The sequence below is a fragment of the Micromonospora sp. NPDC049102 genome (assembly GCF_043197485.1).
Taxonomy (GTDB): domain Bacteria; phylum Actinomycetota; class Actinomycetes; order Mycobacteriales; family Micromonosporaceae; genus Micromonospora.
Genome location: NZ_JBICTE010000039.1, coordinates 47,960 through 70,019, shown reverse-complemented (window position 1 = coordinate 70,019; position 22,060 = coordinate 47,960). Strand labels below are relative to the sequence as shown.

At 64.0% G+C, this 22,060-nt stretch carries 9 protein-coding genes and 3 pseudogenes; 4 read left to right on the top strand and 8 right to left on the bottom strand.

Translation table 11 applies throughout. The annotated features are described in order from the left end of the window. Positions 1-1,419: 1,419 nt before the first annotated feature. The 6 genes and pseudogenes from ACGFH9_RS27615 to ACGFH9_RS27590 form a co-directional block, all read right to left on the bottom strand. Positions 1,420-1,965, bottom strand: a complete 546-nt coding sequence (locus tag ACGFH9_RS27615) for a hypothetical protein (RefSeq protein WP_393224788.1) — start codon at positions 1,963-1,965, stop codon at positions 1,420-1,422. A gap of 84 nt (positions 1,966-2,049) precedes the next feature. Continuing rightward, positions 2,050-2,397, bottom strand: a complete 348-nt coding sequence (locus ACGFH9_RS27610; protein WP_393224811.1) for a DNA/RNA non-specific endonuclease — start codon at positions 2,395-2,397, stop codon at positions 2,050-2,052. A gap of 27 nt (positions 2,398-2,424) precedes the next feature. Beyond that, positions 2,425-2,601 (bottom strand): annotated as a pseudogene (locus ACGFH9_RS27605) (hypothetical protein); the annotation flags it as partial. A 479-nt stretch (positions 2,602-3,080) separates the two neighbouring features. Further along, complete coding sequence (locus ACGFH9_RS27600) at positions 3,081-3,524, bottom strand: SMI1/KNR4 family protein (protein WP_393224785.1); 444 nt, start codon at positions 3,522-3,524, stop codon at positions 3,081-3,083. Further along, a complete protein-coding gene (locus ACGFH9_RS27595) occupies positions 3,524-3,658 on the bottom strand; it encodes a deaminase domain-containing protein (protein ID WP_393224808.1) in 135 nt (44 codons plus the stop codon). Before ACGFH9_RS27595 ends, ACGFH9_RS27600 begins: the two co-directional genes overlap by 1 nt. A gap of 3 nt (positions 3,659-3,661) precedes the next feature. Next, positions 3,662-10,171, bottom strand: coding sequence for a polymorphic toxin-type HINT domain-containing protein (locus ACGFH9_RS27590; protein WP_393224782.1), 6,510 nt, complete (start codon positions 10,169-10,171; stop codon positions 3,662-3,664). A gap of 850 nt (positions 10,172-11,021) precedes the next feature. Between ACGFH9_RS27590 and ACGFH9_RS27585 the strand changes: the two genes are divergently transcribed. The 4 genes and pseudogenes from ACGFH9_RS27585 to ACGFH9_RS27570 form a co-directional block, all read left to right on the top strand. Next, positions 11,022-12,803, top strand: a complete 1,782-nt coding sequence (locus ACGFH9_RS27585; RefSeq protein ID WP_393224779.1) for an FG-GAP repeat domain-containing protein — start codon at positions 11,022-11,024, stop codon at positions 12,801-12,803. A 1,038-nt stretch (positions 12,804-13,841) separates the two neighbouring features. Continuing rightward, positions 13,842-14,678 (top strand): annotated as a pseudogene (locus tag ACGFH9_RS27580) (IS5 family transposase). A gap of 217 nt (positions 14,679-14,895) precedes the next feature. Further along, entirely contained in the window at positions 14,896-19,632 is a 4,737-nt protein-coding gene (locus ACGFH9_RS27575; RefSeq protein ID WP_393224777.1) for a hypothetical protein, read from the top strand. A 189-nt stretch (positions 19,633-19,821) separates the two neighbouring features. After that, a pseudogene (locus ACGFH9_RS27570) lies at positions 19,822-20,286 on the top strand (transposase); the annotation flags it as partial. 28 nt (positions 20,287-20,314) lie between these two features. Here ACGFH9_RS27570 and ACGFH9_RS27565 read toward each other — a convergent pair. Together ACGFH9_RS27565 and ACGFH9_RS27560 are read right to left on the bottom strand one after the other, a co-directional pair. After that, complete coding sequence (locus tag ACGFH9_RS27565; RefSeq protein WP_393224774.1) at positions 20,315-20,671, bottom strand: transposase; 357 nt, start codon at positions 20,669-20,671, stop codon at positions 20,315-20,317. Continuing rightward, complete coding sequence (locus ACGFH9_RS27560) at positions 20,652-22,052, bottom strand: IS30 family transposase (protein WP_393224771.1); 1,401 nt, start codon at positions 22,050-22,052, stop codon at positions 20,652-20,654. Before ACGFH9_RS27560 ends, ACGFH9_RS27565 begins: the two co-directional genes overlap by 20 nt. Positions 22,053-22,060 lie beyond the last annotated feature (8 nt).

The following is a 22,060-nucleotide window of genomic DNA, read 5'->3' as shown; positions in this document are numbered from 1 at the left end:
TGAGACCCTAGACAAGTCACATCGTTCCAGATCAGAAGGCACTTTCGCGTCCCCGGGACCGCCGCCGCGCAGCCCTTAACGAAGGGCCGAGGCTAAGATAAAGAATCCACCTCAACTCATCGCAGGCGAACACCGGTTCCCCTTGAGAGTCCACCCAGACTTGGAGTAGATCCCCGGCAAGGCGAGTCACATCCCACCATTTCCAACATCTCTGCTTTGGGTCGAACGAGAACAACAGGTCTTGCGCAGTCCAGCTCTCCTCGCCGCGATGAAGCGAGTATCGAAGGTGAGCATCGCGACGCACACCGGACACATCAGTATCTCTAGCCCAATCCGGCAGAGCGCTCTCCGGAAGTTGATCCATTTCGAAGTCTGCACTTCGGGAAGTTTCAACCCCAGCATCGGTCAGTGTTCGAACACGGCGGGCGAAGCCTTCGACTTCTTCCCAATGCCCAACCTCCACATAGAACATTGCTAACCGCCCCGCCGGCGGGCTCACGGAACGAGCCCACAGTCGAGCCAACTCCTCGTCAGAGTTCTCTTTCATGCGCCCCCCACCCGCAAGTGCCTCTTGAGGTCGGTCACAACACTCTGCCCGACCCTGGGATTATGGCATCCAGGAGTCCAGGGAGCATCTCCGACGGAAGCCCATACAGGTCCGGCCCCTTACTCGGGTCGCCAATCTGAGGACGCCCTCTTGAAAAGATGTTCCATTGCCGCCTACTCATACCAGATGGGCAACGTTGACTGATCGCCACTGAACGAATCTGGTCCACGTACGAGGTCGGAACATCGAACGCAATTATTTGACCGCCAAAGCCTCGGAATCGCTCGGCATGAGAGACGCATCGCGCGGGCACGCACCACTTGACACGCAATCAAAAGCGAGAATGCCGCTCCATCCAGGACGCGAATGAAGCGGCAGCTCAGAGCGTTGTGCAACAGGCACGTCAACGGCAAACCAGCCACGCCGTCACCGCCAACAAAGATCATCCGTTACCGGATGCTACCGCCGCAATCCGAGAAGATCTTCATCTCCCCAGGCCAATCGGTCGGGACGGCCGGATTCGAACCGACGACCCCTTGACCCCCAAGTCTTACCACGATTCTGTCACGCTATGCCAGGATAGGCTGAAACGTCGTTAGAAACGGATAAAAGCGACGCACTGAAGTGCCACTACATGCCGTGGCTCACCGCCTCATCCGCCTATCGGGATCGCCTCCGTTACCGGGGTCGTTACCGCGGATCGTCAAGTGCCTCCCATGCCAGCCAGTTCGGACGAACTCCGGTCTTGACTGAGGCCGCTGCCGACGCCTCGTACATGTTTCCTGACGTTGCTTGAGCACTACTCGATGTGGCGCCCCACCCAACAGAAGCGGGTGGCACCACCGACGGAGCAGGCGAGACCGCTCGGAGAGTCAGGCGAGACTCTCAATCGGCTCGAAGAGATGCGTTGCCAGCGGGAATTCGGGCGAGAGGATTTCCGATGTTATCTCTCGCGTCAGAGCCTTGGCCAGAAATTCAACACATCCCATCTGGTAATGCTCCCACTGCTCTCCTCTTGCCTCGCTTATCAAGACGGTCCATTCGGACGGCTGCAAGCCGGGCAGGCTGCGCCAGTATAGGAACTCACCATTATCAGTGCTGGCCCAGGGGATGAATTCGCTACCCTCGACTTGGAGCTCCGGCGGCTTAGGTTCTCCCTCTTGCCAAAGCCAATCGAAAGCTTCTCGTCGCTCCTTAACTGCTGCCATCAATTCGTAATTAACGTTCGGACAGCCAGGCTCAAGAAGGTACAAGTACTCATCGAACCGCCCACAGCCGTAGGACCCCACAAGCCAGACGTAGTCCTCGGGTAGCACCATTCCAGTCTTACTGAAGAAGCTATTCCAATCCTGCGATCTTTTAGCATGCACACCAACTGGAACCGCTTCAAGTAAGTGTCTTTTCATAACGTCGATCACGGTTTCGCCCTATTCAAAACGGAGACGAATAGATTGAAGCCACCAGAACCCTGCGGCTCAATTGTTACGCTTGCGGGAAGCAGGTTACTTCCTTGATAGTTCGGAGTAACTCGGTATTTCACAGTTTGGCCCCCCCTCTACCGCTCGCCGAACATTATTTTCGATGCCACGCATAATCGGGGTGTTGGCATACTGGTGCATCGTTACAAAATTCCGCGGGTTCGTATTGGATCCACCCAACTGGGCCCCCAGCAGATGAGCCCTGTTGTAGCGTTGGCCGCTCTTCCAGCCAGCCGGGTCGACCTTCGGAGCGGTACGCCCGCCGTTGGATTCCTTTGTGAGCGTCGCCTCAACGCCGGTTGCTCTACCCAGTTCGTCCAACTCGCCATAGCTGGCACAGTTATGTACGAGGACCGGCGTGCTGGCGGCCACCACATAGTACGTGTGGATGCCGTCGACGGTGAGGTTGTGGACTCGGCGTTGTTGGGTGAAGGGTCGTATGGCCTCGACCTGCACCAGCGTGCCGGCTGAGGTACGCAGCCACTGACCCGGCTTCAGGTCGGCGGCCTTGACCCATTCCTTGAGGTCGGCGACCCAGAACGGGTGGCCGTCGGTGGCGATCACCGAACCAGACGCCTCACCCTTGGCGCCATCGGTGTCGACCGTGACGTCGACAAGGTTTTTCTGGTCACGGCCGTTAGCGCGGCAACCTGCGAGGTGGTCACGCCGGAGTAGATGTCAGACCCCCTGAGCGAAGGCTGGACCGGGCGCGACGAGCGGACCCCTGGCCAAGTCCGCGATCGCGGCTCGCAGGTAGGGCCTTCTTACTGAAAGCGTCGTCATATAGATACCCGACTTGCTGAGCTCTGACGCTTTGCTCCGGCCGAAGGTTCCCCCTTCGCTGGCCGTCAAGGTTCAGTCGTTGGTCTCCGAGGCTAGTACGCGAGCAGGATATCCGTTCTGACCGCTTCGAATACTAGTGTCCGGCAGGCAAGTAGGGCCGACCCACCCTTACTTGCCTACCGTTGGACCCCAAGTCACACAGCATCCTGATTCAAATGTAGAACCAAGCGGACCTTATCGAGACATCCGACTCCTTCAGGACCGCTCAATTATTATGACGTGTAGGCTGCCGAGTATTCCGCATTGAAGAACTCTGTTAATGATTGCCAGCGAGCCATCGGCGAGGGCTCCTGCTCCATATATAGAACCACGGCGGGATCGGACAGGTTAGTTGATTCCATCCAATAGACTTGATAACCCTGGTGCATAGCGAACACAAATGCGCCGGGCGGCAACTGCATTCCTCCGAGATTATCCTCGAAGAACCTACCCGAAGCGCGCTGCATATCAAGGATCACTGGAAAGAACGCGTCGGTGCCCTGTAATATTTTTCCAGCAGCGCGTCCCATCAGTCGCAGAAAGTCGATGTAAGTCCTCGGCAGTTGCTGAAAGTTCCACGAGATCCGCAGCTGATCGATTTCATCGTCACTTATCCCGACGACGAGATCCGACTCCACCTTCCCGACGTTGGCGGCGATTTCGGAAATCGAAAACACTAGCCCACTCCCGTAGAAATGTTGACTCTTACATTCGGAAACATTGACTCGAACTGGCCAATGAGGCTTTTGCAACTGTCGCATACGATGCGTTCTGAGTACAGATCCACAGTTCCACTCGATTCAGGCTTCAGCTTCTAAGCGAGCGTTTCGAAGATGTGCGTCTCGGAGTCGAAGGGCCTTGAGCCCGGATTGAATTGTCGCGTGGCAGGCATTCCGACCTCACCCGGATTGACATGCTTTCCGCTTGTCGCAATCATAATATTGTTCGACCCGTCGACTTGCACGCGCGCCGCGGCGATGTTCTTGTCCGCCTTGACGCCGAGTCCGCCATTCGCTTTGACCCGGTGATCAGCTGCAACCTTTCTTAGATTGCAGTTGTGTACGAGTACCGGCGTCGCTCTTGCGAGTACATGGTACGTGTGGATGCCGTCGACGGTGAGGTTGTGGACTCGGCGTTGCTGAGTGAAAGGTCGTACAGCCTCGACCTGCACCAGCGTGCCGGCCGAGGTACGCAGCCACTGACCCGGCTTCAGGTCAGCGGCCTTGACCCATTCCTTGAGGTCAGCCACCCAGAACGGGTGGCCGTCGGTGGCGATCACCGAACCGGACGCGTCGCCCTTGGTACCGTCGGTGTCGACCGTGACGTCGACGAGGTTCTTCTGGCCCTCCCCGACGATGAGCCCCACGACCGGACGGGCCTCGGTCAGGCCGCTCTCCGGGTCGCTGGCGAGGACCTCCTCGCCGAGCTGCACCTCTTCGATCGGCTTGGTGGAGCCGTCACCCATCACCACCTGGGTGTCCGGGGTGAAGCTGTTCTTGGCGCAGTCGGTCGCCGTTTCTGCGACGTCGTCGCCCTGTTTCGCCGCTGTCGCCGCCGCGTCGTCGGCCTGTTTAGCTGCCGCCGCGGCTGCCTCGTCCGCCTGTTTGGCGAACAGCGCCGCCGCCTCGTCGGCCTCCGCGAGGACCCGTCGGGCCACCTTCATCTCGTCGAACCAGGTCATCACGGCCTTACCGGCCCGCAACATCGCCTGGCCGATCTTCTTGGCCTTGAGGATCTTGCCCCATGGCAGCGCACCGGCAACGGCCATCGCGCAGGCGCCGATGTCGCCCTTCATCACACAGTCACGGATGTCGTTGATCCCGAGGACCTCGAGCAGGATCTGCCCACCAGCCTCGATGACGACGTCCAGGATCTTCTTCTCCGAGACCGTCTTGGCCTTGCGGACCTCCTCGGCGCTCGGCCCCGTCGGCGTCTTGGACCCGTTGGACGGCGTCGTGGTCTTGGTCGGCGTGGGCGGCGGTCCCGTACCCGCGACCCCGCCGCCATTGCCGGTGCAGTTGTCATCGGCGCAGAACCGCAGACCTGACGCGTCGGAGAAGCTCACCGGCGAATTGTTCGCATACGCGTAACCCTGCATCTGCTGCGGATCACTGAAATCGACAACCGGATCTACCGAGACGAACCGACCCGTAGCCGCGTCATACTCCCGCGCACCCAGGTGCGTCAGCCCGGTCGACGAATCGATCGTGCCCCCAACGAAGCCCTTCTGCCCCGGCCACACCGACGGCTGGGTACCGCGAGCCTGCCCGTACGGCGTGAACTTCCGGCGCGTCGACGCCTGAGTGGTCGCATCGATGCTCTGCTGCGCGGTGCCATGGTGATCACCGAGCAGAAAGCTCACCTTGTTCGACGGAGTACGCACCGCACCAACACCCTGGTAGTAACGGGTCCCGGTAACCGCCGACGTGGCCTTGGTCAACGTCACCTCGGTAGAACCGAGATACAGGGTGACGGTGCTCGGGTCCCGCCGGATCAGCCGGCTACCGCTGGCGTCGTACAGAAACTCGGTGACCTTCGTACCCTCGGTGACCTTGGACAAATGTCCCTCGGCGTCCCACGTCAGGTCCTGAGTCGTACCACCGATCTTGCGGCTGATGGTGTTACCCGCCTGGTCGTACTCGTACTGATCCAGGCGCTGACCGCCCGGCAGGCCACCGCTGGCCGGACCCACGGTGGTGACGTTGCGCAGCGTGTAAGGCTGAGCAGCGCCCGCCGCCGGGTAGGCGTACGTCGAGGTGACGTTGTTCGCCGAGTTGCCCGACGTGTCGTGCTGGACCTCGCTCTTCCGGTTGCTGGTTCCGTCAAAGAACGTGTACGAGTGCCAGTACGGGCTCGGCCCGCCCACCGTGGCTGCCGACGGCGTCTTCGCCGCACAGTCGGCGGTCGCCGTCCACGCCTCAGTCATGCGCCGCAGGTAGTCATAGCCGAAACACTGGGTGTCGGTAGACGTACTCTGCTCGACGCCCTTGATCTTGGTGATGTTGCCGATCGAGTCGTACTTGTACTCGATGTCATCCAGCCGCGTCGGCGCGATCGAACGGTCGGTGACGGTCTTGGCGAGCCGTCGGGTGCCCTCCTCGTAGGAGTAGCTGAGGTAGACCTCCTTGCCGACCGCACCCAGCGTGTGCCGCAGCGGCTCGCCGTACCGCGAGTACTGGGTGGTCTGCAGGTACTTGCTCAGACCAGTGACGCTGACCGGCATGTCCAGGCCGTCGTACCCGTAGCTGACGGTCTCCGCGGGGAGACCACCACCGGACGGGTACGTGTTGGTCTTCAGCAGGCCGACATTCGGGGTGTACGACGCCCCGAAGCTGTACGTGCCGGCGAGGGCACCTTCGCTGGCAGGGATGGTGTACTTGGTCCCCTCCGGCTGGTAACGGGCGTTGTAGCCGGTGACCTCGGTCTTGTAGGCGTTGGACCCCACGTATCGGGTCGAGGAGGTTGGCAGCCCCAGCTTCAGGGTGTCGTAGTCCCATTGCGCCGCAAGGGTTCCGGGGTCGGCGCCCTGCCGCAGGGTCTTCGGACGGCCCAGCTCGTCGTACGTGTACGAGAGCCGCTCCAGCCGGGCGTCGGTGGTCGAGGTCAGGCGGTCACCGTCGTCGTAGGTGCTGGTGGTGTCGCCCTTGTCCGGGTCGCTGGCCTTGATCTGCCGGCCCCGCAGGTCGTAGACGTAGGTCCACTCGTTACCGGTCGGGTCCTTGACCTTGCTGAGCCGACCGAACCGGTCGTACGCGTAGGTGGTCGCGTCATAGGCGCCCGTCGCCGTCGTGCCGTGGTACTGGCGCAGCTCGGTCTGACGGCCCTGCCCGTCGGTGATGGAGGTCGTGGCGGTTCCACCGGACGGCGGGGTCACATTGATCCGGTCACCACCGTAGGTGGTCACCGTCCGCCACTTCTCGACGCCGAAGCTTTCGAAGACCTCGTTGGTCGGGCGGCCCATTCCATCGAAGTAGTACCGCATCTGACTCGGTACCAGGTTGTCGCCGACATCGTCGAGGAGTTGAGCCGACGGCGGTGAGTCGTTGTAATAGGCCGCCCGCTTCTTGAACGCGAGACCGCGGTTGTCGTAGAAGACATCGGTGAGGATCCGGCCACCACCGGCAGCTGGCTGCTGGGTCTGGCGCAGCCGCAGCATGCCGTCGTAGATCTCGTACCCGACCCGGTACGAGCCGTCTTCCTTCAGCGTCTCGGTCGTGACGACGACCGGCGCCGATTGAGTGACCTGGTAGGAGAACCTGCTGTTCGGAGTGTCGAGGTTCGCGCTCTTGTCACGGCCTGGCAGCCAGACCTTCTCCAACCGCCCCAACGGGTCGTACGCCAGATCGGTACGAGCACCGTTGGCATCGACCTCGGCAGTGGGCAGTCCCCACGCGGGTTGCACGTAGGACGTGGACGTGTGCAACTTGGGGTTGATGGTGTCGATCTGGGTGACCAGTGCGTCGGCGGCAGGCGTGAACACCGTCGTCGTCTTGTTGCCGTAGACGTCGTACGCCTCGGTCACGCGACCGTACGCGTCGAAGGCCGATCGCGCGGTCACCTTGTAACGCGGGCCGCCCGACGGCCACTCCATCAGCTCCTCGACCTGGGTGACATCACCCTTCGTCGGGGCCTGACCGAAGGTGGTGGAGCCGTCGTAGTACATCCGGGTCTCGGACACCACGTCGGCCGGCCGAGACGGAGTGGTCGTGCACGCCACCGCCACCTTCTCGGTCCGCTTCACCTTGGACAGCAGCCAGTCACTGGTGTTGCGCGCGTACTCGTGCCGGGTGCAACTGTTGTCGTCGCTCCGAGTGACGTCGCCCAGGTCGTTGGTCTGCGTCGGGATTCCGTACTCGTCGAAGCTGTTCTGCACCTCGGTACGCCGCCACGACCCGTCGGCCATCTTCGACCGGGACTGCACCTTCGTCGTCTGGGTGACGTACGACTTCAGGGAGCTGGTGCCGCTGCGCGCCCGGGTGGCGGTGGCCGCGCTACGCCACGGAGTGCTCAACGTCGCGGATTCGAGGACACCTCCGTCGGCGGAGTAGTACAGCGCTTCCCGGATCATGCCCTGGAACTCGGGTAGGTCGTTGATCTCACCGCCCTCCGAGTCGACGACCTGCGCGTCCCGGGTGCCGGTCGACGTCTTGTCGCCGTGCAGACCCTGGAAGTAGCGCGTCTCGGTCAGCGAGATCGGGTCCGGTGCCTTGCCAACCCGCGTCTGCACCTTGGCGTAGCCGTGCCACTGACCCCACGTGCGCTGATCGGCCTTGGTGAATTCGCTGTCGTCGTAGCCCCAGGCCGGACCGGAGAACTGGTAGTTGGTCTCCTTGGGCAGCTGACCGCCCTTGCGGTCCTGCTCGACGACCTGGTTCACCACGTACTTGTGGAACCAGTCCAGCACTGGCTTGGTCTCGCCCTCCGGCTGCCAGTAGACCGGATAACAGCGCTTGGTGTTCGTCTCGTTCGGCGCCGGCAGGACGATCGGCTCGAATCGGGTGCACTCCCGAGGCAGGTAGCCGATACCGATGGTCGACCCGGTCTCGGTGTCGATCCTCACCATGCGCTGCCGGGTGATCGCCGGCACACCCTCAAGGCCATCGACCCGGTTGGGCATGGTCTGGCCGGTGAACTGCACCGCCGGCATGCTCTTGCTGCCACCGACCTTGCCGGTACGGGTGATCGACGCGAGCCACAGGGAAGGCGTCGTACCATCGGCGGTGTCCGGGAACTCGTGACTGAGCGTCCAGGTGTCGACGTCGCTGTACGAGCTGCCGACCCGGATCTGGGTGGTGATGGACGTCAGCCGCTTGCGGGTCCAGAAGGTGGGCGAGAAGCGGTCGGTGCAGGCCTCGCCAGCGTTGCAGTTCTGGTCGGCCGGCACATCGGGCCAGTGACTGCCGTTGTCGACGTTGAACTTCGCCTCGGCGCAATCGAAACTCGCGTTCGGCAGACACCGCTCGTCGACACCGAAGACGATCTTCGCCGGTGCGGGCTTGGCGTACTCCTGGCCGTTGCGCTGGCCATACTCGATCCGGTCGAGGTAGCCGCCGCGCTCGTACTGCACGCCATTGGTCTTGATGTTGCGGCCGTAGTAGTTGCTTTCCGTCTTGTAGTAGTACGCCATGGAATTGTCGTGCGGATCTACGACGTGGTCGAGGTTCCATCGCCAACCCTGCTGACACCACGCGGCGTCGAACGTACTGGCGTGGCACGGCTCACCGGAGTTGTTGCCGAAGACCGGGACGGTCCACGTCGACTTCGTCTCCGGCGCGTTGCTGGACCAGTTCGGCAACCGGTTGCGGCCGAAGTAGTACTGGGTGCCGTCGGTCGTCGTCACCCGCCAGTACTCACCGTTGTTGTCACCGTTGCTGGCGCCCGTCAACGACTCGATCCGCGAGCCGTCGTCCTCGGCCGTCCGCCAGACGCCCGTGTCGTCGTCCCGAACCAACTCGGTGGTCCGTCCGTTCAACGACAACGTGACGTTGTTCGAGGCCCAGCACAGGTCGCCGGTCTTCTCGGTGTTCAGCGCTCCGGAACCCACGTCGTCGGCGCAGGACTTGTACCGGCGCTCGACGTAGCCGGGCCAGTAGTCCCAGCCGTCGCCCACCCAGGTGGCCTGGTTGTTGGTCGAGACCATCCGACCGTCGACGCTGCTCGACGAGTAGCCCAACCCGATCGAGGGCGTCGGGCCGCCGAGCGAGGCCGGCAGATCCATCGGGTACGACCACGAGAAGTCACCCGCCGAGCCGCCGGCGGACCAGGAGCCCGTGGCGCTGAGGCTGGTTGCTCCGTAACTTCCGCCGGAGCCGGACGCCGCCGCGGTGGCCGCGAGTACCGTCGCCGCGCGAGCGACGTTCACCTCGGCGACCAGGGTCGAGGCCGCTCCGTTGTTGCGGGTCGGCAGCACCGTCGATTGCTGGCACGCCGCGCGATCCGGGGTGGTGAGCGCGCAGGCCGGAAGCTGAACGAGACGCAGCCGGGAGGCGTAGTCCGCGCCGTACGCGGTGCGGAACGCGCCGTAGTTGACCTCGACCGACACGCGTCCGGCCATGCCGTCAGCACTGCCGACGCTGAGGAGCAGACCTCGCACTCCCGCCCGATCGGCGCTCGCGCGGTCTCGGACGTCGACCTGGACACTTGCCGGTGTGCTCGTGCCGGAACTGCCCCGCTGGGTGGCCGCAGCGGCGGGACCGACCCGGACCGGGGCGTTTCCGGCCTGCACCCGCGACCCCGCGCTCTGGGCACGCAGATCCACGGTGGTGGACGACGCCGCCGGCCACTGCGGCTTCGGCAGACTGCCGCTCGAAACTCGTCTGAGCATGGCGGTTTGGGGCTCGGTCGGCTTTGCGCGGCCGGCAACCGACCGCTCCGTCTGCAACGCCGGCAGATCGACGCCCCGGGATGCCTGCGCTTGAACCGGTGTGAGCACGCTGGTCACCATGACCAGGCTCAGCAGACCGGCGATGTGTCTCAGTCGCCTGCCTGCTAACGACCGCCTGCCGCGCCTGCGCGCGGATGGCGTGGACGGACCTCGGGCCACGAAAGCCTCCCCCGTTGACGAACGAACATCGATGATGATCTGACCGTCGGATACCGTAGAGATCGTTTAGGGCGCAGACAAGGACCAGAAATCTCACACGGCGAGATCGGCTGACGTACTGGCTGTTGTCCTGTTTGACCGGTCAGTTGTTCACCGACAACTCCTTGTGCGGTGACGGTGACTTTGGTTGACTCCTGCCTCGCCGCCCGGGGCACCGACGACACCGGCCGGGCTCACGGCAAGGATCCATGTCGCGTCACCGCACGCTGTCCAGATTTCTAGCCACACTCGCCGCCACCGCATCGGTCCTGGCCACGGCCGGAGTTGCGCCGGCCTCGGCAGCCCCGCCCGCACGCGCCACTGACAGGCGCGCCGCAGCGCCCGCTGGCGACACGTCGTGGTACGCGACCGAGCCAGAAGCGCTCGCCGCAGCCTGCGCGACTGGCGCGCGGATCGAGGTCGACGGCCTGACGACCGAGACCCGGCAGGTCTTCGCCAATCCCCAGGGGACCTTCACCCTTGAGTAGCGAGCCCGCCCGGTCCGGCTCAAGCGCGACGGCGCCTGGGTACCGGTCGACACCACTCTCGTCTTCGACAAGACCGGCTGCCGAGTGACGCCGACGGTGGAAACGTGACCGCCGAATTCTCCTACTGGCCCACCGGGGCCGCCACCACGATCCGGAACGTCACGGTTTCCACCGGGAACCTGGCCAGCACCCTGCTGGCGAAGACCGACCTGACCGATGGGGCGACGTACAACTGGAAGGTCCGCACCAAGGACAGCGACGGGGCGTTCTCCGGTTATTCGACGACGTGCAAGTTCACTGTCGACCGGACGATGCCCATCGCCGACGTCGACATCACGTCGGTGGAGTATCCGAACTACAACGACCCAGGCAACCCGCCGAGCACCAAGCCCGCCGGCACGCCGGGCCAGTTCACCATCAACGCCAAGGGCAACAAGGACATCGTCGGTTTCTACGTCGGCATCGACAACGACGCCCCGACCCGGTACATCGCCGCGAACGCTCCCGGTGGCACGGCGACCATCACCATGACTCCGACCCGCAGCGGGCCCGGCGTGGTCAGTGTCCGCACCTGGGATGGTGTCAACCCCTCGGTGTCGTTGGACAGCGACTTCAGCTTCTTCGCCACATCTCCCGATGTCCACGAGAGCCGGAGCGACGTCAACGCCGACCGCCACGGCGACGTCATCGGCCGCACCACCGCCGGTGACATCTGCCTCTACATCGGTGACGGTGCCGGAAACTTCCTCGACGGCGTCCAGTGCTCACTGAAGATCGACAGCAACCGGTCGGGCTGGCTACACGTCGTCCGGCCTGGTGACTGGGACGGCGACGGTTGGAACGACCTCGTGGTCGTCGAAGCCGACGGCGACCTCGTCTACCACAGCGGCATGGGTGCCGGCAGCTTCTACCCCAACGCCGAACCGGTGACCAGCTGGGACGCGGACGGCAACCAGGTGGCAGCCACCGGCTGGAACCAGTACAACCTCGTGGTGGCCCCCGGAGACTGGGACGGCGACGGCGCACCCGACCTGATCGCCCGCAAGTCCACCGGCGAACTGACGCTGTTCCGCGGCAACGGAAAGGCCGGATTCGCCAGCATCGGCGGCGCCAAGTACAAGGTCTGGCAGGCCAGAGTCAACATCCGTCAACCGAGCACCACCTGCGACCCCGCGCCGACCATCGCCAAGTGCCCCACCGTCATCGACAACCTCGCCACCACCGAGCAGTTCACGCCGATCTGCACCCGCCAGGGCGAGTACGTCGGCGGGAACCCCTACTGGGTGAAGGTGACGACACCACGCGGCAAGACGGGCTGGATCTCGGCCTATTACGCCGACTACAGCGAGAACCAACTGCCAGACGTGCCGAACTGCACCGCACCGACCAGCGGCACCTACACCGTCTGGACCGACGGAATCACCGTCGCCTCCACCAACGCCACATGTGAGGCATCCCCGAGCACCACCAACTGCTCCACCCCGATCGACACCCTGAACACCGGCTCCATGTTCACCCCGATCTGCCAACGCACCGGCCAGGTCGTCAGCGGCAACCCGTACTGGGTCTACGGCATCAGCTCCAACGGCCAAACCGGCTGGATGGCAAACTGGTGGATGGACTATCCCGACAACCGGATCCCGTTCCTCGCCATCTGCGGCAACTACAACGGAACCGCCGCCGGCACGGGCTGGAAGGTCTACACCAACGCACTGTTCTCCCCCGGCGACATGAACGACGACGGGAAGAACGACCTGCTCGGCATCAAGGCCAACGGCGACCTGCACGTCTACTACGGCAGCGGAAACGGCTCCACGCTCTTCACCAACCCCTCCGGCGGCACCAGGATCGGCGTCGGCTGGGGAGGCTTCAACAAGCTGTTCTGATCTACCAACGACCAGGGGGCCCGCTCGAGTGAGCGGGCCCCTGGTCGTTGTCGTGCTGGCTCCCACCGCCCGCCCAAGAAGCACGCCGCACGGGGCGAACCGACATCGCGCGGGCACGCAACACTTGACGCGCAATCAAGATCGAGAATGCCGCTCCATCCAGGACGCGAATGAAGCGGCAGCTCAGAGCGTTGTGCAACAGGCACGTCAACGGCAAACCAGCCACGCCGTTACCGCCAACAAAGATCATCCGTTACCGGATGTTACCGCCGCAACCTGAGAAGATCTTCATCTCCCCAGGTCAATCGGTCGGGACGGCCGGATTCGAACCGACGACCCCTTGTTACCAACAGTAACCAGAACAAGCTTGTCATTGCTTGCCGAAGATGGTCGTTGGGCTGCAAAGACACAGCAAGGCGCTCATCGCCTCTTGTCACTCTTCGTCAATGATTTGGCGGGGTTTTCGGGGGGGTAAACGGGGTGCGTTGTTGGTGCGATGTGTGCGTCCGCCAGCCAGTTGGTCGCCGGGCGACGCTGTTAGTTAGGTCCCGTAGGCGCGGTCCAGGCGACGGTGGGCGGTGAGCCGGGCCAGGCTCCGTTCCACGGCCCAGCGACGCGGATGCACAACGATGGATACTTCCCCGATCTGCCCACGCACTCGGAGAAGGCAGCATCGGCTCGATGCTCCCCCACTGGCATCGGGTCAGACGGGTAGCGCCGCACTCGATCCATGCCTGCCTACCGACCGAGCTGCGTCCAGCGACGGGTCCACTGTGCGACACAGTCGACCGGCCCACATTCCAAACACGCTCTTACTGGACGTTTGCTTCATCTTCGCGCGAGTAGCGGCCGATTTGCGTCTCGGGCCTCGATGGCGCAAGGCGCCCGACCTGACCGGGAAAGGACGCATCCCGGCCGATTGGGCCCTGACCGGAATCAGAGCGTTCCGCCCCGCGATCGTGTCTGATTCACTTTCACCCCGACATCGACGGACATGAAGTCCGTCACGCCCGCGTCCTCGCGCCGTACGCCTGAGTCATGACCGCACGGCGACCCTATCCGTCCGACCTGTCCGACGCCCGATGGGCCCTGATCGCACCCCGCCTCACCGCCTGGCGACAAGCCCGCACCGACGCCGGCGTCAGCGGACGCACCCCCACCCACGACCTGCGCGAGATCTTCAACACCATCCTGTACGTCAACCGCACCGGCATCGCCTGGCGCTACCTGCCCCACGACTTCCCACCCCACCCGACGGTCTACGGCTACTTCGCCGCCTGAAGCAAGGAAGGCATCTTCACCGACCTGAACTACCAGCTCACCGGCCTCGTACGCGACCACCACGGCCGCACCATCACACCCACCGCATCCATCATGGACAGCCAAAGCGTAAAGACCTCCACCAACGTCCCACTGGCCACACAGGGCACCGACGCCGGCAAGAAGATCGTCGGCCGCAAACGCGGCATCATCACCGACACCCTCGGCCTGCTCCTCGCCGTCATCGTCACCGCCGCCAGCGCCAGCGACAACACCATCGGCACCGACCTACTCGACCGGGCCACCACCACCTACCCCACCCTGACCAAGACCTGGGTCGACGCCGGATTCAAGAACCGCGTCGTCGAACACGGCGCCCACCTCGGCGTCGACGTCGAAATCGTCACCAAAGACCCACAGGTCAAAGGCTTCAGCGTGGTCAAACGCCGATGGGTCGTCGAACGCACCATCGGCTGGCTCATGCACCACCGACGACTCGTCCGCGACTACGAAACCCGACCCGACAACTCCGCCAGCATGATCACCCTCGCCATGATCGACAACCTCGCCAAACGCCTCACCACCGAAACCACCCCAACCTGGCGAGACGACTAAAACCACAACACACGCAAAATACGTGAATCAGACGTCCTTTGACGAGGCCTTCGACTTCGTCCGCGACATCCACATCGGCACTATCACACCCGGACCCTGACCGCACCCGTCACCCGTCACCCGTCAACCCCCGACGGACTTCCGGCTCGGACCACTTAGTTGACAGGCCTGGTGTGGGTGGCACTCTGGTCCGGGTTGTCGGCGATGGTTGAGGCGGATGTTGGGCGTCGTGGGCCTGGAGTGTGTGGAGTTTCTCTTCACGTGGGTGCGTTCGGGTGTGTCGGTGAGCCTGCAGCGGGGGGCGGTGTCGCCGCAGGTGTCGGGTGTGGAGCCGGTGCCTGGTTTGCATCTTGTTCATAGCGCGTCGGATGTGGTGGGGTCGGCGGTGCTCACGGCGGCGGTGTTGGCGCAGCCGTTGGGGGTGCTCGCTCGGATGGTGGACGCTCCGGTTCCGTCGGGCGCTGCTTTGCTGGATTTGGATGCCGCGATTGATCGAGCGGCCGTGTCGCGTCTGCCCGTTTACGTTCCGGGTCGGGCGTTGGCCGGTGTCGGCAGTGAGTTTGTTCTACCGTTGCGTACCAACGGGCAGCCCGCTGACGCGGACACCGCTGATTACGTCCTGGTGTTGCCGGCCAGTCATCTCGTCGCGGAACACGTTACGGCTGGACTCGACGTCGATGGTGCGTCGGTGCAGAGTCGTTCGATGCCTGACCTGCTTCGGTGGGCTGGTGAGCGTGCCGAGGTGGGTTTGCCGTTGCCGATCGTGCGGGCCCGCTACCGCGACAGTGTGTGGGAAATGGTGCCAGCCGGGCGAGCTCGACGGGTCGATGGCGGGATCAAGGGGCTGTGGCGAGCGCTGGCGGACCTGACACTCGGACAAGCCGCTCGGATCGACGCGACCACTGCCGAGGCCACCGAGTCCACCATGGTGTTGCGAGACCCTGACGGTCTGGTGCTGCTGCGTCGCACCTCGACCGGTGTCGACGCCGCCGACCTGCCCCGACACCCGAGTGCACTGCACCTGACCCCGGTGACCGTCAGCATCTCGGCTGCAGGACCACCGCTTGCTGGTGTTGGTGTTCCGGCGCTGCCGGGGGTGCATGAGGATCCGGGTTCGGTTGCGGTGCGGTTGCCCGCGGGTGGGTTGATGCTGCTTGACGCGGATATGAAGGAGCTAATCGCCGCGGCGGAGTCGTTCCGAGCTGCGGCGGATGAGTATGCGGTGTTCGTGCATGGCTCGCCGTTCGGGGCGATGGTTGGTGGTCGTCGGGTCACTCAGGAGCAACTTGGCGCGTTGATCGCCGCTGATCCCCGCTCGGTGGGTAAGAGCGTGATCCTGGTGCAGTGTGATGGTGGTGCGACGGTCGATGTCGTCGACGATTACGCCGCGAAATTGTTCGCGGTACTGCCGGTGACCACGCCGCGGGTGTTGGCCATGGGCGGTCAGGCGTGGGTTGAACCGTTGCCGGGTGACGCGGACGCTGACGCGTTGAGCGAGGTCTTGGTCACGCGGACTGAACTGCACGTCGACGGCCGTATCCGGCTCTCCCGTGGCGGTGTCTCATCTGCCGGCGGTGTCTTATCCGCAAGCGGCGTCGTGTTCTTCGACGGTGTGCGTGAGTACCTGCCCGCACCTGGGGCTGTGCAGAGCAACGGGAAGCGAATGTCGCAGGTCTTGCAGTACGGCCCAGCGTTGTCGCGGGCACGCCGCGGTCGAGGTGTGGCCCTGACCAACGACGCTGGTGTCGTCCTCACGGGCGCACAGGCCCCAGCACCGGCGGCACTGCGCGCACTCGGCTTGGCAACACACGACGACGTCTCCGCATACTCGCCCTCCATCCGTGCCGTGTCATTCCCCTACCCCGACACATACATCCAGTCGCAGGAGGGGCAGCGGATCCCCTTCAACCAGGCGTATCACGATGTCATGAACGCGCGCACCGCAGTCGACAACGCGGTGGCATCACTGCGCCAGCTAGCTACCGAGCACTCCTACACGCGCCTTCTACAAGCGATCGCCCTGTTCCAGGAAACCCGCCACTTCCACTCCGCCGACTTCTACACCATGAGCCAAGCTGACTACGATCGACACATTTGGCTCCAAAGTCGCGCCGAGAATACTCGACATGACGTGGTAGGCCTGGCTCAGGCTGCTAGCGTTGACCTACGCAGCAAAGCCGACGCTGCATCCCGCAAACTGCATGAAAAACGGAACAGTACGTGGCGGAATGGCGGGCTAAGTCGACATTTGATAGGGCTGGCGCAATCTTTTGGCGGGTCGAGCGGCAGGCTGGAGGCCGCTGCCACGGCAATGCAGGACTTGGCGGCACAGGTAGCCGATGGTAAAAGGTTCGAGGACACTTGGCGCCGCGTTTCCCGTGACCTCGCCCGCAAGATCATCACCGAGGTGCGACGACGCATCCCGACCGGCCCGGCCAACAACTACCGCGTCGGCGACATGTACGAAGATCAGGCGTGGTATCGGCTGGAGCAGTACGTCCGAAATCCGAAATATCAGCGTGATCCTGACTCGTTTGACGTACTACCATGGGTTGCTCGCACTGCTTACCTAGCCGACTATTTTGGTGTCGGGGCATGCAGAGAGTTTGGGACGCTGGCGGCTAGCCTACTCTGGAACCACCCGGAATTGTCGGGCGTGCCAATCACTCTCGCTACTCATAGAAGACAGCTAGATCATGTGTTCGTTGTGGTCGGACCGGTTGGGCATCCGAACACGCTGGTGGTGGATGCCTGGACGTGGTCTCCCAGCTCAACCACCATTGGTCACTACTTCCTGCCCCTCAGAGGGCTTGAGATTGAAACGATCCTACCCGACGCGGCGATCCCTGACCTTCTCGCGTTCGGCCGTGAGCAGGTGCAGAATCTGCCGCCCCGACCGCCCGCCTTGAGGGAGGTACCGCCGGCACAGCGGACCCGGAGCTTCCGCAGGGCTCCAGGTTTCTGGGATACGAGGTATTCGTATCGTGAAGACGTGGGCACTGCTAACAGTGATAGTGAGGGCGAGAGCGTAGGTAGACGTCCGGTCCATTTCGATGTTGATTCTTCGGTGGTTCCGGGTGTGCATGAGGATCCGGGTTCGGTTGCGGTGCGGTTGCCCGCGGGTGGGTTGATGCTGCTTGACGCCGATATGAAGGAGAATATTGCTGCGGCGGTGTCGTTCCGGGCGGCGGTGGATGAGTATCCGGTGTTCGTGCACGGCTCGGTGCTGGGGGCGGTGGTTGGTGGGTTCCGGGTCAGCGAGGAGCAGTTGGGTGCGTTGATCGAGGCTGATCCGTTGTCGGTGGGTAAGACCGTGGTTCTGGTGCAGTGTGGTAGTGGTGCGACGCTTGAGGTGGTGAACGATTACGCCGCGAGGTTGTTCGCGGTGTTGACGGCCACGCCGCGGGTGTTCGGCATGGGTGGTCAGGCGTGGGTGCAGCCGTTGGCGCCCGACGCGGGTGCCGGCGAGTTGACCGAGGTCCGGGTCACGCGCACGGTCGTGCACGCCGACGGGCGTGTTCGGTTGCTCTCCTCTGGTGGTCTGCGGGAGTACGTGCCCGCTCCGGCTGCGTCGCAGGTCGCCGGCAGCCGGGTTGCCAAGGTTGTCCAACATGGTCCGACGTTGGTGCAGGCACGCCACGGGGTGGGCGTGGCGTTGACCGATGGTGCCGGCAACGTCCTGACCGGGGATCGGGCGCCGACGCCGGCGCAGTTGACCGCGTTGGGGCTGCCGGACCCGGCGCGGGTGCGACATGAGTACGACACCGCCGTCGGCCAGGAGCCGTCGAGCCTTGCGCAGGAAAGCGTCGCGGCGGTCGGTGCGCTCGGCGCGGGGGTAGCCGCGGCGAGCCGCCCACTGCGGTTGATCGACGGCGTCAGGTCACATCCCAACGCGTACGTGGTTGCCATCGACGAGGTGAGCGAACCGCGGCGAGAGGTCGCTGCGATAGTCGAGGCCGCGGCCGGCGCCACACACCCGGTGATCGTGATGGATGCCGCGCTGCGAGGCCGCGTCGAATCCATGACGAGCATCGGGGTGGTGAACTACCTGTTGGAGCAGTTCGCCCAGCGCGGCGAGTCGCCGGTGGTGGTCACCCTCGGCGCTGCCGGCCGCGAACTCCGGCAGGTGGCAGAACGCTACGGCACGGTGGTGCTGCACCCGACGCTGCAACGAACAGGCCCCGCAGGCCACGCTCGTCAACCCGATTCCGGGTTAGCCGCTCTGCAGACCGGTCACCAGTGGAGGGCTCACACCAGCGACGAGGACATCTGGGCTGCGCTGACAACCGCAACCCTCAACGACGCGGCCCGTCGAGCCCAACCGGCCGCCGCCGTCGCTCCCGTCGACACCATGCTCGGCGACCTGATCTGGGCACCCGACACCGACACCGCCCGCACCGCCCTGGCCGCCCTGCGCTCGACCTGGTCACCCGAGCAACTCAGGCAGGGCCTGGAACAGGTCATCCAGATCAACGAACGCGTACCCGACCAGCCGCACCTGAACATGTACGCCCCCGTACTACAATTCGCCGCCGCCGGGCACGACAATATTGTCTTCGACTACGTCACCAACGAACAGACCCGACCAAAGATCCTCCTCGACTTCGTTGGTCACCTCACCAAAGCCCAGCAACTCGACGCTCCCACCGGCGACGGGCTCACCACCGCCGACCTGACGTCCATGCTCACCGCCACCGGCACTACCGACATCTCCAGCTCCATCCTCACCGTCCTTGCCGACATCAACGCCGGACGGTTCACCGACGCCACACAATTCATCGAGAACAACCGCAACACCCTCACCCTCGACCAGAGACAACAATGGGTCGAAGCGATCACCGACCTACAACACCACACCCCCAACAACGGACAACAACTAGAAAAACTCGCCGCAGCCGTCTACGAATGCGGACCCGCAGCGAAACCGGCGGCAGACGCGGGACTGACTCGCTAACCTCAACCTTCCGTTAAGACGAACGGTGCAAGTCCTGATCCCTAAGAGGGCGGTCCGCAGTAACTTGATTTGATCTATGCGTTGTGTCTGGTTGGTGGCCTTCCGACAGGTTCGCTGTGTATGGCGACAGGTCGATTGGTTGAATGTGGCTGGTCGTGACCGTCAGGCGGATGGGGCGTTAGCCCGGTCATGGGTGATCGAAAGCGGTATCCCAGTGATGTCACCGACGAGCAGTGGGAGCTGATTGGACCGTTTCTGCAGGCGTGGAAGGCCAAGCGGGTCGCGGTCTCGGTGTCGGGCCAGCCAGGCGACTACGACTTGCGGGAGATCGTGAACGCGATCTTCTACCAGAACCGGACGGGTTGCCAGTGGGCGTACCTGCCGCACGACCTGCCGCCGAAGTCGGCCACCTACTACTACTTCGCCCTGTGGCGTGACGACGGCACCGACCAGGTGATCCACGATCTGCTGCGCTGCCAGGCCAGGGAAAAGGTCGGCCGTGCCGAGGATCCGAGCGCGGTCGTGTTGGACACCCAGTCGATCAGGGCGGCCAACCACGTCCCGGCCGCGACGACTGGCAAGGACGCCGGGAACAAGGTGTCGGGGCGTAAGCGAGGCCTGGCCGTGGACGCGTTGGGGCTGGTCATCGCGGTGAGCTTCCCCCGCTTTGATGGAGGGGTGTTTACCTGCTGCCGGTCGGTGCAGGGGTGACGCTATCTGGCTCGGTCTGGCTGGTGTGTTGGTGGTGCCAGGCGGTTTCGTATTCGTCGGGGCTGAGGTCGTCCAGTTCTTTCTGGATGCGGCGGGTGTTGTACCAGCCGTCGATGTAGGCGAAGATCGCGTTCTCGGCCTCGTCGCGGGTCCGCCAGGACGTGCGGTAGACGAGTTCGATCTTCAGTGTTGACCAGAAGTTCTCCATCAGCGCGTTGTCGTAGGAGTCGCCGACGGAGCCCATCGAGGGCAGGATCCCGTTGTCCTGTAAGCGTTCCGCGAAGCGAAACGACGTGTAGTTCTTAAGTTCAAGGAGTCGTCGCAACACCGGCTGGTTGCAGCGATCTTAGGTGTTCTTCCAGGGCTTCTGCTGGCGTTCGCCAGCCCAGTGATTTGCGGGGCCGGCTGTTGAGTGTTGTGGCGATCGCGTCGAGGTCGGTGACGCTGTGTCGTGATAGGTCGGTGCCTTTCGGGAAGTACTGGCGTAGCAGCCCGTTGGTGTTCTCGTTCGTGCCCCGCTGCCAGGGGCTGTGTGGATCGCAGAAGTAGATGTCCAGACCCGTGTCCAGGCGCAGCTGGACGTGCTGGGCCATCTCAGCTCCTTGGTCCCAGGTCAGTGACCGGCGCAGCTGATCGGGCAAGGTGCTGATCTGCTCCGCGATCGCGTCGCGGACCGCTTCGGCGCCGTGCCCGGCCAGTGGCGGACCGTTCTTCACGACAGGTTGCTGGCCGTGTCCTTCCATCCGAGGCAGGTGCAGCAGCATCGTGAACCGGGTGCTGCGTTCGACCAGCGTGCCGATCGCGGACCGCTCAAGTCCGATGATCAGGTCGCCTTCCCAGTGCCCAGGCACCGCCCGGTCGGCGGCCTCCGCCGGGCGTTGGCTGATCATCACTTCCGGGCTGAGGAAGTGCTTGCCGCGGTTGCGGGTGCGGGCCTGCGGCACTCGTAACGCCCGGCCGGTGCGCAAGCATGCCGTCAGCTCACGGCGCAACGCACCGCGGCCCTGGATATAAAGCGACTGGTAGATCGCCTCGTGCGAAATCCGCATCGACTCATCATCCGGGAAGTCCACCCGCAACCGTCGGCTGATCTGCTCCGGGCTCCAGGCCGTTCCCCACCGCCGATCCGCGCGGCGCCCATGCCGACGGCCCTTCCACGGCACGTTCGGGCCCGGAATCGGCCGGCCCTCGCCGTCGATGATGGTGCCGGCGAGTCGGTCCTGCACGTAATCGCGCAACCGCTGATCCGCAGCCAGCTTGGCGGGTTTCGGGCGACGGCCACGACGTTCGGCATGCCACTGAGCGGCCACGGCACGGTAATCAAGACTGCCGCCACGAGACGCGGCGTTGCGGCGCAACTCCCGCGAGATCGTTGACGGGTCACGTCCCACCGCCCGAGCGATCTCCCGCACCCCCTTGCCCTGCGCTCTGAGCAGCGCAATCTCCTCACGTTCGGCGAAGGACAAATACCGGCCCGACATCGGGGTCAGTGACAAAGGCGGCATGCCGCCACCCTGACGAAACCAGCGCCCGCCCACCGGCTGCGACACACCACATGCCGCCGCGGCCTCATCGCTCGACAGGCCCTCAGCGATCCGCCGCCAGAACTGCCGCCGCACCTCCCGATGTTCGTTCACGCCCGGCCGACCCGGCGAACGCATCGCCGGGCGGCCCGTCACCGCCGTTACCCAACCTGCAGGTCTTCCCATGCCACACC

Bases quoted from the DNA above. Each gene is read 5' to 3' on its own strand.
- ACGFH9_RS27575 (WP_393224777.1), top strand. From the start codon at position 14,896: ATGTTGGGCGTCGTGGGCCTGGAGTGTGTGGAGTTTCTCTTCACGTGG.
- ACGFH9_RS27590 (WP_393224782.1), bottom strand. From the start codon at position 10,171: ATGCTCAGACGAGTTTCGAGCGGCAGTCTGCCGAAGCCGCAGTGGCCG.
- ACGFH9_RS27560 (WP_393224771.1), bottom strand. From the start codon at position 22,052: ATGGGAAGACCTGCAGGTTGGGTAACGGCGGTGACGGGCCGCCCGGCG.